The 13,814-nt window shown below is 70.1% G+C and carries 10 protein-coding genes; 7 read left to right on the top strand and 3 right to left on the bottom strand.

Going from position 1 to position 13,814, the window contains the following annotated elements:
• Positions 1-15 precede the first annotated feature (15 nt).
• The gene (locus tag BKA14_RS29595; protein WP_184954093.1) at positions 16-2,334 is read right to left on the bottom strand and encodes a DEAD/DEAH box helicase; all 2,319 of its coding nucleotides are present in this window, start codon (positions 2,332-2,334) and stop codon (positions 16-18) included.
• Positions 2,335-2,466: 132 nt separating this feature from the next.
• Between BKA14_RS29595 and BKA14_RS29590 the strand changes: the two genes are divergently transcribed.
• From BKA14_RS29590 to topA, 6 genes are all read left to right on the top strand, one after another.
• Complete coding sequence (locus BKA14_RS29590; RefSeq protein WP_184954092.1) at positions 2,467-2,823, top strand: STAS domain-containing protein; 357 nt, start codon at positions 2,467-2,469, stop codon at positions 2,821-2,823.
• Positions 2,820-3,260 (top strand): ATP-binding protein, encoded by a 441-nt coding sequence (locus tag BKA14_RS29585; RefSeq protein ID WP_184954091.1) that lies wholly within the window; start codon positions 2,820-2,822, stop codon positions 3,258-3,260. The genes BKA14_RS29590 and BKA14_RS29585 overlap by 4 nt, the downstream gene beginning before the upstream one ends.
• Positions 3,261-3,534: 274 nt before the next feature.
• Positions 3,535-5,868 carry a sodium-translocating pyrophosphatase gene (locus tag BKA14_RS29580; RefSeq protein ID WP_184954090.1) on the top strand — a complete coding sequence of 778 codons (2,334 nt, stop codon included), beginning with the start codon at positions 3,535-3,537 and terminating at the stop codon, positions 5,866-5,868.
• Positions 5,869-5,959: 91 nt separating this feature from the next.
• On the top strand, positions 5,960-6,490 hold the full coding sequence (locus BKA14_RS29575; protein ID WP_184954089.1) for a hypothetical protein: 531 nt from the start codon (positions 5,960-5,962) through the stop codon (positions 6,488-6,490).
• A 1-nt stretch (position 6,491) separates the two neighbouring features.
• Positions 6,492-7,367, top strand: a complete 876-nt coding sequence (locus BKA14_RS29570; protein ID WP_184954088.1) for a hypothetical protein — start codon at positions 6,492-6,494, stop codon at positions 7,365-7,367.
• 239 nt (positions 7,368-7,606) lie between these two features.
• Positions 7,607-10,435 (top strand): type I DNA topoisomerase, encoded by a 2,829-nt coding sequence (topA, locus tag BKA14_RS29565; RefSeq protein WP_184954087.1) that lies wholly within the window; start codon positions 7,607-7,609, stop codon positions 10,433-10,435.
• Here topA and BKA14_RS29560 read toward each other — a convergent pair whose 3' ends face one another.
• A complete protein-coding gene (locus BKA14_RS29560) occupies positions 10,436-11,737 on the bottom strand; it encodes a D-arabinono-1,4-lactone oxidase (RefSeq protein WP_184954086.1) in 1,302 nt (433 codons plus the stop codon).
• Positions 11,738-11,851: 114 nt separating this feature from the next.
• Between BKA14_RS29560 and BKA14_RS29555 the strand changes: the two genes are divergently transcribed.
• On the top strand, positions 11,852-12,481 hold the full coding sequence (locus BKA14_RS29555) for a TetR/AcrR family transcriptional regulator (RefSeq protein ID WP_184954085.1): 630 nt from the start codon (positions 11,852-11,854) through the stop codon (positions 12,479-12,481).
• Between the two features lie 4 nt (positions 12,482-12,485).
• Here BKA14_RS29555 and BKA14_RS29550 read toward each other — a convergent pair whose 3' ends face one another.
• Positions 12,486-13,691, bottom strand: coding sequence for an amino acid deaminase/aldolase (locus BKA14_RS29550; protein ID WP_184954084.1), 1,206 nt, complete (start codon positions 13,689-13,691; stop codon positions 12,486-12,488).
• Positions 13,692-13,814: the final 123 nt, after the last annotated feature.

Raw genomic sequence — 13,814 nt, 5'->3', positions numbered from 1 at the left:
GGGGCGGAGCCGAGCTCAGTTCGACTCGGCCAGGGCGGCCAGGACCGTGTCGAGGACCTGGACGGCGCCCGGTTTGTGCAGGGGGTTGTTGCCGTTGCCGCACTTGGGGGACTGGACGCAGGACGGGCAGCCGGTTTCGCAGGTGCACGCGGCGATCGCTTCGCGGGTGGCGGCCAGCCAGTCGGCGGCTACCGCGTAGGCGCGTTCGGCGAAACCGGCGCCGCCGGGGTGGCCGTCGTAGACGAAGACTGTGGGGGCCTCGGTGTCGACGTGGTTGGCCGTGGAGAGACCGCCGATGTCCCAGCGGTCGCAGGTGGCCATCAGCGGCAGCAGGCCGATCGCGGCGTGTTCGGCGGCGTGCAGGGCGCCGGGGACGTCGGGCGGTTCGACGCCGGCCCGGTCGAGGGCCTGGGGAGAAATCGTGAACCAGACGGCCACGGTGCGCAGGTCGCGGACGGGCAGGTCCAGGGGCCTGGTGTCGAGCACTTCGCCGGTGGCGATGCGGCGGCGCTGGTAGGAGACGACCTGGCTGGTCACTTCGACGTCGCCCAGGAACAGGCCGACCGGGCCGGCGCTGATGTGGTCGCGGATGCCCAGCACGGCCACGTCGGTGACGTCGCGGGCCTGGGTCGTCCAGTCGGGTTCCTCGTGGTGCACCAGCGCGATCGCGTCCTCCAGGTCGAGGTGGTCGACCAGGTAGGTCGCCCCCTGGTGCAGGTAGACCGCGCCGGTGTGCAGCATGACGTGCGACGACGTCTGGTCGACAGTGCCCAGCAGGCGACCCGTCGACGCCTCCACGATCGAGACGGGAGCGCCGCCCGCGCCGCGCAGGTCGACGTCGGGGCGGCCGGGGTGCGTCCAGTACCAGCCCGACGGCCGTTTCCGCAGCGCGCCCGAGGCGGTCAACCCCTCGACCGCCGACACGGCAGCTGCCCCGAAAAGGGACATGTCGGCCGCCGTCAACGGCATCTCGGATGCGGCACAGCACAGCTGCGGTCCCAGCACGTACGGGTTGGCCGGGTCGAGCACTGTCATCTCGACCGGCCGGCCGAACAACGCCGCCGGATGGTGCACCAGGTACGTGTCGAGCGGATCGTCCCGTGCGATCAGCACCGCCAAGGCCGAGCCCCCGTCGCGCCCGGCCCGCCCGGCCTGCTGCCAGAGCGACGCCCGCGTGCCCGGGTAGCCGCAGATCAGCACCGCGTCCAGCCCGACCAGGTCGACCCCCAGTTCGAGCGCGTTGGTCGAGGCCAGTGCGAGCAGTTCGCCCGTGAGCAGCGCGCGTTCGATCTTGCGGCGGTCCTCCTTGAGGTAGCCCGCTCGATACGCCGCGACGCGATCGCCCAGGCCCGGCACGGCCTCGTCGAGCGAGCGCCGGGTCATCGTCGCGACCACCTCGGCCCCGCGGCGTGAGCGGATGAACGCCAGGGTGCGGGTGCCCGCCACCACGGCGTCGGTGAGCAGCTCGGACGTCTCGCTGAGGGCGGACCGTCGTACGGGGGGAAGGTCTGGCTCCTCGGGCGGGAGCAGCGGCGGCTCCCACAGCGCGAACGTGGTCGCCCCGCGGGGCGAGGTGTCCTCGGTCACCGCGGTCACGGGCAGGCCGGTCAGGCGCGACGCGGCATCGGCGGGGTCACCGGACGTGGCCGACGCCAGCACGAACGTGGGCGAACCGCCGTACCGGGCGGCGAGCCGTCGCAGCCGGCGCACCACGTGCGAGACGTGCGAGCCGAACACCCCGCGGTAGGCATGACATTCGTCGATCACCACGTACGCCAGGCGGCGCAGGAAGGTGGCCCAGCGTGCGTGGCCGGGCAGCATGCTGTGGTGGAGCATGTCGGGGTTGGTCAGCACCAGCCGGGAGTGCTGCCGGATCCACTCGCGTTCCTCGCGGGAGGTGTCACCGTCGTACGTGGCCGGCCGCACCCCGTCGATGCCCAGTTTGGCCACCGCGCGCAGCTGGTCGGCCGCCAGCGCCTTGGTCGGCGAGAGGTAGAGCGCCGTCGCCCGCGGGTCGTCGAGCAGCCGTGTGAGCACCGGCAGCTGATAGGCCAGCGATTTGCCCGAGGCCGTGCCCGTGGCCACCACGACGTGGGTGCCCGCGGCGGCCAGTGACGCCGCGGCGGCCTGGTGTTCCCACGGCTGGGCGATGCCGTTCTCGGCCAGGGCGGCGATCACGCCCTGGGCCGCCCATGCGGGCCAGGGGGCGGTCTTCCCCGTACGGGCGGGAATCTGCTCGACGTGGGTGATGGGGGAGTCGGTCGCCGGGGTGCGGGCCCGCAGTCGCTGCAGCAGTTCGGCGGGGCCGTAGGCGGTCGACGTCACGCCGGCCACTGTGACACCCGAATGGCGGGAACCTCAAACGGGTACCACGGTGGAGCCGGACGTCGGCCGATTGCCGGTCGATGGTTAGATTCGCTGGGGAGATCGGCCGTCAGTCAGCGTGCCCCGCAGGGAGGAGGAGCGATGGAGCTGTCCCTTGCGACCAGGACCGTCGCCGAGCACACGGTGCTCGAGGTTGGCGGCGAGGTCGACGTCTACACGGCTCCGAGGTTGCGTGAGCGCCTCGTGGAGCTGGTCGACTCGGGGGTGCGCAGCGTCGTCGTCGACCTCGGCGGGGTGGAGTTCCTCGACTCCACCGGCCTCGGTGTGCTGGTCGGCGCGATGAAGCGGCTGCGTGTGGCGAACGGGCGGTTCAGCCTCGTGTGCTCCAAGGAGGCTCTTCTCAAGATCTTCCGGATCACGGCGCTCGACCAGGTGTTCCCGATCTTCCCCACGATCGAGGCGGCCACTGCAGACAGCGACGGCAGCGCGACTTCGTGATGGCGACAGTTCGGCTGTCCTTCTCTCCCGCCCCCGTGCACGTTCGTACTGCACGGCTGGTCGGTGTTGCGGTGGCCCGGCGCGCCGGGGTCGCCGAGGAATTGCTGGACGAGGTCCGGCTGGCGATCGGTGAGGCCTGCACGCGCGCCGTCGCCCTGCACAACCAGTACGGTCTGGCCGATCTGGTGACCGTCGAAATGTCTGATTCGGAGGCCTACTCCGTACGGGTCATCGACCACGCCCCGATCGAGGCGAGTGTCGGCCTGGCGAAACTGCCGCCCGACGAGCTGGCTGACGAGTCGCTGACCGACGAGGCGCTCACCACCGGCGTGGGTTTCGCCCTGCTCGCCGGATTCGTCGACGACCTGCAGGTACGCCCGGTCGAGGACGGCCTGGGCACCGAAGTGCGGATGGTGTGGCCCGTTCGGCGACGCTGAGCGGTCTTAAAACAAACTGGACAAATCCGCGACGATATCAACCTCCGTCCATACCCCGGCAGCCGCCTGCTAACACAGCGGCAAACATCACCACGACACGGCTGAACTCAGGTGTGACCAGCACCACGATCGGCCGATACAGTACGCGAGTTATCAGCTACTGCTCCTGGTCCCGCGGCCGCGGGACCCAGTTGTCGTTTCCCCTTGGACGGGGATGCGCCCGGGTGGTCACGTCCGCCGCAACCGGGCGCGGTCGGTGTACAGGAGGACATTGATGTCCGGGACCTCATTAAGCGGTTCTAACGTCACATTTGTCATCGTCGCCCTGGTCTTCGCGCTCATCGCGCTGGGCTTCGCGGCGATGTTCGTCCAGTCGGTTCTCAAGGCCGGCCGGGGCACGAAAAACATGCAGGAGATCGCCGGAGCCGTCCAAGAAGGCGCGTCGGCCTACCTGTTCCGCCAGTTCAAGACCCTCGCCATCTTCGTGGTGATCGCGGTCGTCCTGCTCTTCCTCCTGCCGGTGCACGACACCGACAACGAGGTCTGGGTCAAGATCGGACGCTCGCTGTTCTTCATCGTCGGCGCGGTGTTCAGCTCGTTCATCGGCGGCGCGGGCATGGCGCTCGCCACCCGGGCCAACCTGCGGGTGGCCGCGGCGGCGGGCGAGAACGGCGGTCGCGAGACCGCGATGGGCATCGCCTTCCGCACCGGTGGTGTGGTCGGCTTCCTCACCGTCGGCCTGGGCCTGTTCGGCGGCGCGCTCGTCGTGCTGATCTTCCGCGGCGACGCCCCGACGGTGCTCGAGGGCTTCGGTTTCGGCGCCGCGCTGCTGGCCATGTTCATGCGGGTCGGCGGCGGCATCTTCACCAAGGCCGCCGACGTCGGCGCCGACCTGGTCGGCAAGGTCGAACAGGGCATCCCCGAGGACGACCCGCGCAACGCCGCGACGATCGCCGACAACGTGGGCGACAACGTCGGTGACTGCGCCGGCATGGCGGCCGACCTCTTCGAGTCGTACGCCGTGACCCTGGTCGCCGCGCTGATCCTGGGTTCGGCGGCGTTCGGTCAGGACGGTCTGATCTTCCCGCTGATCGTGTCGACGGTCGGTGTCGTCATCGCCATCCTGGGCGTCTTCATCACCCGGCTGCGGCCGAGCGACCGCAACGGTCTCACCGCCATCAACCGGGCGTTCTACATCTCCGCGGCCGTCGCCGCGGTCGCGGTCGCGGTGGTCAGCTTCGTCTACCTGCCGTCCACGTTCCAGGGCTTCAACGACGAGGGCATCGCGGCCGACATCCTGGCCAGCGGCAAGGACCCGCGCTGGATCGCGGTCGGCGCGGTCGTCATCGGCATCGTGCTGGCCGCCGCCATCCAGGCGCTGACCGGCTACTTCACCGAGACCAACCGGCGCCCGGTGCAGGACATCGGCAAGTCGTCGCAGACCGGTGCGGCCACCGTCGTGCTGGCCGGCATCAGCGTGGGCCTCGAGTCCGCGGTCTACTCGGCGCTGCTGCTCGGCGCCGGCGTGTTCGGCGCGTTCCTGCTGGGTGGCTCGTCGCTCACCCTGTCGCTGTTCGCCGTCGCGCTCGCCGGCACCGGCCTGCTGACCACCGTCGGCGTCATCGTCGCCATGGACACCTTCGGCCCGATCTCGGACAACGCGCAGGGCATCGCCGAGATGTCCGGCGACGTCGACGAGAAGGGCGCGCAGATCCTGACCGAGCTCGACGCGGTCGGCAACACCACCAAGGCCATCACCAAGGGCATCGCGATTGCGACGGCCGTGCTCGCCGCGACCGCGCTGTTCGGCTCGTACACCAACAGCCTGGCCACCTCGCTGGCCGACGCCGGGGTCGACCCCGGTCAGGTCGGCAACGAGATCCTCGGCCTGCTCAACATCGCCAACCCGCGCAACCTGGTCGGCCTGCTGGTCGGCGCGGCCGTGGTGTTCCTCTTCTCCGGCCTGGCCATCAACGCCGTGTCCCGTTCGGCGGGCGCGGTCGTCATGGAGGTCCGCCGCCAGTTCCGCGAGTTCCCCGGCATCATGGACCGCACCCAGCGGCCCGAGTACGGCCGCGTGGTCGACATCTGCACCCGGGACGCGCAGCGCGAGCTGCTCACCCCCGGTCTGCTGGCGATCATGGCGCCGATCGCCGTCGGCTTCGGCCTCGGCGCCGGTGCGCTCGCGTCCTACCTGGCCGGTGCGATCGGCACCGGCACGCTGATGGCGGTCTTCCTGTCCAACTCCGGTGGGGCCTGGGACAACGCCAAGAAGCTGGTCGAGGACGGCAACTTCGGCGGCAAGGGCTCCGAGGCGCACGAGGCCACGGTCATCGGCGACACCGTGGGTGACCCGTTCAAGGACACCGCGGGCCCGGCCATCAACCCGCTGATCAAGGTGATGAACCTGGTCTCGCTGCTGATCGCCCCGGCCGTGGTGGCCTGGAGCATCGGCAACGACCAGAACAACCCGCTGCGCATCACGATCGCGATCGTGGCCGCGGCGATCATCGCCGGCGCGGTGGTCTGGAGCAAGCGCAAGCCCATCTCGATGGGTGACGACACCCCCACCAACAGCTCCACGCCGACCGAGAAGGTCACCGCCTGAAGCTGATCGACACCGATGCGGGGCACCTGGCCGAGCCGGGTGCCCCGCACCATAGATGAGGTTGTCGGACCATGCCCGTACGCTGCTTCCCATGCGCCCGGCCCGACCCCTCGTTCTGCTTGTCGTTCTCGCGCTCGCCACATCCCTCGCCGCCTGTTCCTCCTCGCACAGCGCCCGCGCCTGGGCGGCCTCGGTGTGCACCACTCTCGAGCCGTGGCGCAGCGAGATCGGCTCCCTCACGACGCGCACCCAGCAGCAGATGGACACCGCCACCACCCCCGGCCAGGCCAAGGAAAACCTGATGCGACTGTTCGGCGGGGCGGCCGACGCCAGCGAGAAGGCGCGGGCCGGGGTGGTCAAGGCCGGGGTGCCCGACGTCGACGACGGCGAGCGGATCGCCGACGGTTTCAGCGGATCGCTGGCCGCCACGCGCGATGCCTACGCGAAGGCCAGGAGCGGGATCGAGGTGCTCCCGACGGCGCCCGCCCAGACCTTCTATCAGCAGGTCTCCCAGGTCGTGCAGCAGTTGCAGACCGACTATCAGGCGAGCGGCCTGGACACCAGCAAGCTCAGCTCGAGCGAGCTCAAGGCCGCCTTCGACGAAGTGCCCGAGTGCCGGTGAGATGACCGAGACGGGGTGGCCGCTGATCCCGCGCGAGGTGCTGCCCGCGCCGGTTCCGGCTGCCAAACGTCCCTCGGCCCCGCGCGCCGACCCGCCGCCGTCGGAGGCCGGGCGTCAGCTGCCGTTCTTCGGGGCCGAGACCATCGAGCCGTCGCCCGCCGACCTGGCGGGGTTGCTGGCCGGGCCGGGGGTGCTGGGGCGGATGGGCGGCACGGCCCGCGTGCTGGTGCCGGTCGATGCCGCCTGGCGGGTGCACGTGCTGGTGGCCGAGCTCGTCATCCGGGGCCTGGTGGTCAACTGGCGGCCCCTTCAAGATCAAGACCCTTCCCCCGTACGAGATGTCGTGTATGCGCCGTTGGAGGACGACGCGATTCCGGAGCTCGACGGCGACGCCGAAGGTCCGGCGCAAGCCACCAAACCGGAAATGTCCGACGAGCCGACGGAAAGCGTACCGGACGACGAGCCCGTCCTCGATGGGCGAGCCGAGCCCGAGACCGTCTCTGACGAGGAGGAACCCGAGCCGCCCGGCCCGCGGTTCGAGGTTCTCACCGCGTACTCCCGCCGGTTGAACGGTCTTGCTCAGGCCTGGCCTCAGGCGGCTTCACAGCTCTTTCTCAGCGGCCCGCGGTTGCGTCTCTGGGTGGCCGCGGCCGGTGAGCCCGTCCCGGGTGGTTACGCGCTCGGCCTCGACCCCGCCAAGGACGTCACGGAGATCGATGCCGCGCTGGTCCGGGCCGGTCTGGCCGGGCGTGTCAGCGACGACGGCCGGCGCTACCTGATCGCCGGCAAGAGGCGGGTCAAGCGCCTCGCTGAGCTGGTGGGGGAGCGCCCCGCGGCGGCCCCCGAAAGCCTCTGGCCCGGCGGCGCGGCTGCGTGATCTTCCTGGATTGTGTGCGACACGACAGCAGGTTCCCGGTGTACGGTGTCGCCGTCGGAGGCATACGGTGGCCGGACCGTTACCATCCGACTCCGGGCCTGCCGGGGAATGTTGACTCATCCGGCGCGTTACGTTGAAAGTCTGTGTTCAGCCGAGGCTCAGCCCGACCGAGGCGGAAAGCAGAAGGCGAAACCCCCGAATGAGGGCGGAACGCGTGAGTGTCGAAGTTTGGGAGTGCCGTGCCGAGTGACACCAGGACGACCCGTCTGGTCATCGTCGAGTCCCCGTCGAAGGCCAAGACGATCGCCGGTTATCTGGGCCCCGACTATCTGGTCGAGGCCTCCATCGGCCATGTCCGCGATCTGCCCAAGAATGCCGACGAGGTGCCCGAGCAGTACAAGGGTGAGTCGTGGGCACGGCTGGGCGTCGACGTCGACAACGGCTTCCACCCGCTCTACGTGATCTCGGCCGATCGCAAGCAGCAGATCGCCAAGCTGAAGAAGCTGGCGAAGGAGGTCGACGAGATCTTCCTCGCCACCGATGAGGACCGCGAGGGCGAGGCCATCGCGTGGCACCTCCTCGAGACGATCAAGCCCAAGGTCCCCGTGCACCGGATGGTCTTCCACGAGATCACCCGGCCCGCGATCCAGGCCGCCGTGGCCAACCCGCGCTCGATCGACCAGAACCTGGTCGACGCGCAGGAGGCCCGCCGCATCCTCGACCGGCTCTACGGCTACGAGGTCAGCCCGGTGCTCTGGAAGAAGGTCATGCCGAAGCTCTCGGCGGGCCGGGTCCAGTCCGTGGCGACCCGCATCGTGGTCGAGCGCGAGCGTCAGCGCATGGCGTTCCGCACGGCCGAGTACTGGGACATCAACGCCCTGCTGGCCGTCCGGGGCGAGGTCGACGGCCCGCGCCAGTTCGGCGCCACGCTGATCGCGCTCAACGGCGACCGGATCGCTACCGGCAAGGACTTCGAGCCCACGACCGGCAAGCTCAAGCCCGGCGCGGCCGTCACGCAGCTCGACGAGAGCGGCGCCCGCGGGCTGGCCGCCCGGCTGGAGGGCCAGGAGTTCACCGTCGTCCGGGTCGAGGAGAAGCCGTACCGCCGCCGGCCCTACCCGCCGTTCATCACCTCGACGCTGCAGCAGGAGGCCGCGCGCAAGCTGCGCATGTCGTCGGCACAGGCGATGCGCACGGCCCAGCGCCTCTACGAAGAGGGCTACATCACCTATATGCGTACCGACTCGGTCAACCTGTCGGAGACGGCCATCGCGGCCGCCCGCCGGCAGATCGCCGAGCTCTACGGCGAGCGCAGCGTGCCGCCGGAGCCCCGCCACTACAAGGGCAAGGTCAAGAACGCGCAGGAGGCCCACGAGGCGATCCGGCCCGCCGGTGACACCTTCCGCACCCCGGCCGAGCTGGCCGGGGAGCTCTCCGGTGACCAGTTCCGGCTCTACGAGCTGATCTGGCGCCGCACCGTCGCCTCGCAGATGACCGACGCGGTCGGCAACTCGGTCTCGGTGCGCATCCGGGCTGTCTCCACCGCGCAGGAGGAAGCCGACTTCGGCGCCACGGGTAAGACGATCACCGAGCCGGGCTTCCTCAAGGCGTACGTCGAGTCCTCCGACGACGAGAACGCGGAGGCCGAGGACGCCGAGCGCCGCCTGCCCAACCTCGTCAAGGACCAGCCGCTCGACGCGGACGAGCTCAACCCGGCCGGTCACCACACCAGCCCGCCCGCCCGGTACACCGAGGCGTCGCTGGTCAAGGCGATGGAGGAGCTCGGCATCGGCCGCCCCTCCACGTACGCGTCGATCATGCAGACGATCCAGGACCGCGGCTATGTGGAGAAGCGCGGACAGGCGCTGATCCCCACGTTCATCGCGTTCGCCGTGGTCAACCTGATGGAGCAGCACTACCCACGCCTGGTCGACTACGGCTTCACCGCCGCGATGGAGAACGACCTCGACGGCATCGCGGGCGGCGACCACGCCTCGCTCGACTTCCTGACCTCGTTCTACTTCGGCAGTCAGACCCCCGGGGCCGACGACGAGATCGCCAAGGCGGGTGGCCTGCGCAAGATGGTCACCGAGAACCTCAGCGCCATCGACGCCCGCCTGATCAACTCGATCCCCCTCTTCGACGACGAGGAGGGGCGGCACATCGTGGTGCGGGTCGGTCGTTTCGGGCCGTACCTGCAGCGTCAGGTGCCCGGTGCGACCGAGGAGCAGGCGAACGACAAGGCCAACCGGGTCTCGATCCCCGAGGGGGTCGCGCCCGACGAGCTCAACCCCGAGAAGGTCAAGGAACTCTTCCTCGGCGGTGGGGGCGAGCGCAGCCTGGGCGACGACCCGCAGACCGGCGAGCCTGTGCTGATCAAGTCGGGCCGGTTCGGGGCGTACGTGCAGAGCGGCGAGCGGCGCGGGTCGCTGTTCCGGTCGCAGACGCCCGAGACGCTCACCCTCGACCAGGCGCTCCAGCTGCTCAGCCTGCCCCGCGTGGTGGGCAAGGACCCCGAGGGCGCCGAGATCATCGCCAAGAACGGCCGGTTCGGGCCCTACGTGCAGCGCGGCACCGACTCGCGCTCGCTGGCGTCGGAGGATCAGCTGTTCACGGTCACCCTCGACGAGGCGCTGGCGCTGCTGGCGGCCCCGAAGACCCGGGGCCGGGCCGCGGCCAAGCCGCCGCTGCGGGAGATGGGTCCCGACCCGGTGACCGAGAAGCCGATGGTCATCAAGGACGGCCGGTTCGGGCCGTACGTGACCGACGGCGAGTACAACGCGTCGCTACGCGGCGACCAGACGCCCGAGAATCTGACGATCGAGCAGGCGTCGGAGATGCTGGCCGAGAAGCGGGCCAAGGGTCCGGCGCCCAAGAAGCGCGCGGCCAAGAAGGCCCCGGCCAAGGCAGCCGCGGACGCGCCGGCCAAGAAGACGGCGGCCAAGAAGGCGCCCGCGAAGAAGACGGCCGCCAAGAAGGCCACCCCGGCCAAGAAGACCGCGGCCGCGAAGAAGGCGGCGCCGGCCAAGAAGACGGCGCCCGCCAAGGCCGCGGCCACTTCCGAGTAATCAGGCCCCGAGCACCCGGTCCAGGTAGTCGTTGGTGAAGACCCGGGCCGGGTCGATGCGGTCGCGCACGGCCACGAAGTCGTCGAACTTCGGGTAGACCGGGCGCAGGTCCTCGGCCGTACGGTAGTGCAGTTTGCCCCAGTGCGGCCGCCCGCCGAGCGGCCGGCAGACCGCCTCGAACGCCCGGAAGTAGGGCTCGTAGGGTGCGCCGGTGAACTGGTGCACCGCCACGTACGCCGACTCGCGGCCGTAACCGTGCGAGAGCCACACGTCGTCGGGGCCGGTGAACCGCACCTCGACCGGGAACTGAACCTTGAACGGCAGCCCGTCGATGATCCGCGGCAGCGCGTCGAGCACCTCGGGCAGCGCCTCCCGCGGGATCTCGTACTCCATCTCGGTGAAGTGCACCCGCCGCGGCGTGCAGAAGACCCGGTCCGAGCGCTCGGTGTACGTGCGGGCGGTGAGCGCGCGCGCCGCGATCGACTGCACCGTGGGCACGATCGCCGGGACCCGCCGGCCGAGGTTGCAGACGCCCTGCCAGACCGTGTTGGCCAGGAACTCGTCGTCCATCCAGCCCCGGAAGCCGGACAGCGGGCGGTCGTTCTCGGCCACCTTGTTGTTGCGTTTGAGCTGCGCCCGGTCGGTGTACGGATACCAGTAGAACTCGACGTGCTCGTTGCTCGGGATCCACTCATCGAGACCGGCCAGCACGTCGGTCAGGGCCATCGGGCGCTCGTCGGCCAGCAGCGTGAACGCCGGCACGCAACGGAGAGTCACCTCCACGAGGATGCCCAGTGCGCCCAGCCCCAGCCGTACCGCGGGGAAGATCTCGTCGTTCTTCCCGACCTCGAGCACCTCGCCGGCCGCGGTGACCAGCTTCACGGCCTCGACACAGGTGGCCAGCGTGCAGTGGTTCTCGCCGGTGCCGTGCGTGCCGGTGGAGATCGCGCCGGAGATCGTCTGTGCGTCGATGTCGCCCAGGTTGGGCATGGCCAGACCGTGCTGGGCCAGCAGTTCGTTGAGTTTCCAGAGCGGCATCCCGGCCTGCACCGTCACCAGCGGGCCGTCGACCGAGACGAGATCGGTCAGCTGGTGCAGGAGCATCCGCTGGTCGTTCGCGACCGCGATGTCGGTGAACGAGTGACCGCTGCCGACGACCTTGACCCGGCGTCCGGTTTCCGACGCCTCCTTGACGTGGCCGACGACCTCGTCAACAGTGCCAGGGGTCAGGACGTCGACAGCGAGTGATTGCTGGTTGCCGCCCCAATTGATCCAGCGACGGGCGTTCCGGGGGGTAGTCATTCAGCCTTTGTCCTCCGTACGAGCGGACAGACCCACCGCGCGTCCCGTCGATGCGCCTCGCTCGTTGATCCGAGTAACGTTCCGATTATCACTGCTGAGAGGGAGTGGCGACGCGTGTCGACACCAACCGTCACCACCGGGCCGCTGCGGCGTGTCCCGGTGCAGGGCAGAAGCGTTGCCCGGGTCCAGCGCATGCTCGACGCCTGTGCCGAGCTCGTGGACGAGGTCGGCTATGAGGGCCTGACCACGACGCTTCTGGCCGAGCGGGCCGAGGTCGCCATCGGCTCGGTCTACCAGTTCTTCCCCGACAAGAGGGCGATCGTCCAGGCGCTGGCCATGCGCAACATGGATGCGTACCTGCAGGGCCTGTCCGACCGGTTCGGCAGCGAGACGTTCGCCCACTGGTGGGACGGCGTCGACGCGGCGATCGACATCTTCATTCACATGCACCGCTCGGTGCCCGGTTTCCGCACGCTGCACTTCGGTGACGTGGTCGACGTGCACCTGCTCGACGTCGAACGCGACAACAACGCGGTCATCGCCGAGCGCCTGGCCGAGCTGCTGGTCGACCAGTTCCAGCTGATGGACCGGCAGCGGCTGCGGTTCTCGCTGGAGATCTCGGTGGAGGCGGCCGACGCGCTGATCAAGCTGGCCTTCCGGCGCGACCAAGGCGGCGACGAGGCCGTGCTGACCGAGGCCAAGGCGCTGATCCGGGAGTATCTGCACCGGCACGTGACGAACTGAGAGATCAGCCGAGCCAGGCATGACCTTCCCCTCGGTACGTCGGGGCCGGCGTCGCTGACTCGCCGTCGACCAGCTGCAACTCGTTGACGTGCTCGCACAGCTCGCCGGCCTTGGCGTGACGGAACCAGACCCGATCGCCGGGCCGCAGCGTGTCGGCCACCGCGCCGACCAGCGGGGTCTGCACCTCGCCGGGCCCCTCGTCGGCCTTGAACTTCAGGCCCGCGGGCAGCCAGGGTGTGGGCTGCCGGGACGTCTCGGCCGGTCCCGAGGCGATCCAGCCGCCGCCGAGCACCGTGGCGATCCGCGGCGCCGGGCGGCGCACGACGCTGAGCGCGAAGAACGCGGCCGGGGTGGGGCGCCACGCCGAGTAGGCGTCGAACAGCGTCGGCCCGTACAGGCCGGAACCCGCCGTGACCTCCGTCACCATCGGGTCGGCTCCGGTCGCGGCCACGCTGCCCGTGCCGCCCGCGTTCACGAATTCCAGATCGGCGTGCTCCCGTACGGCGGCCACGGCCTCACCCCGCCGGCGGACGATCTCGGGGAACGAGCGCGACTGCATCAGGCGGATGGCGCGGCCCCGCAGGGCCTGCCCGGGCGGCAGGTCACCCAGGCCGGCGATCTGCGCCTCGTACGACATCATCCCGACCAGCTTGAAACCGGGCCGCGCGGTGATCCGGCGGGCCAGCGCCGACGCCTGACCGGCGGAGTGGACGGGGGAGCGGCGCACCCCGACGTGCAGGGCGGCCGCCGGGCGCCACGAGGAGTCGAGATCCAGACACAGCCGTACGGCGGGGCGGTCGCCCGGCGGAGTGACCTGATCCACCAGATCGAGGTGGGACGGGTGGTCCACCATGATCGAGATGGCGTCGGCCAGCTTGGCGTCGGAGGTCAGTTCGCGCAGCGCGGTGCGGTCGGCAGTCGGATACGCCACCAGCACGTCATCGGTCAGGCCGGTGCGCACGAGCCAGATCGCCTCGGGCAGCGTGTACGCCATCACACCCTGCCAGCCGGGCCTGGCCAGAACGCGTTCCAGCAGCGTCCGACAGCGCACCGACTTGCTGGCCACGCGCAGCGGCTTGCCCTGGGCGCGCGCGGCCAGTTGATCGGCGTTGTCGTCGAAGGCCGCCAGGTCGACGGCCGCGACCGGCGTCTCGAGGTGCGCGGTGGCCCGGTCGAGCCGCTTCTGCAAAGCCTTGCGGTCATCGATCACGCCCGCACCGTATCGCCGTCACTAGCAATGCGAAAGCTCTTCACTTATTCGATACCCGAACGTGGGTAAACCGGCGGCTGCGAGCCGCCCGATAGAGTGCACCCTGCAGTAATCACGGGAGGT

The organism is Paractinoplanes abujensis (genome assembly GCF_014204895.1).
In the GTDB taxonomy this organism is placed as follows: domain Bacteria; phylum Actinomycetota; class Actinomycetes; order Mycobacteriales; family Micromonosporaceae; genus Actinoplanes; species Actinoplanes abujensis.
The sequence above is the reverse complement of the archived record's forward strand: the minus strand, read 5'-3'. Positions and strand labels throughout refer to the sequence as shown.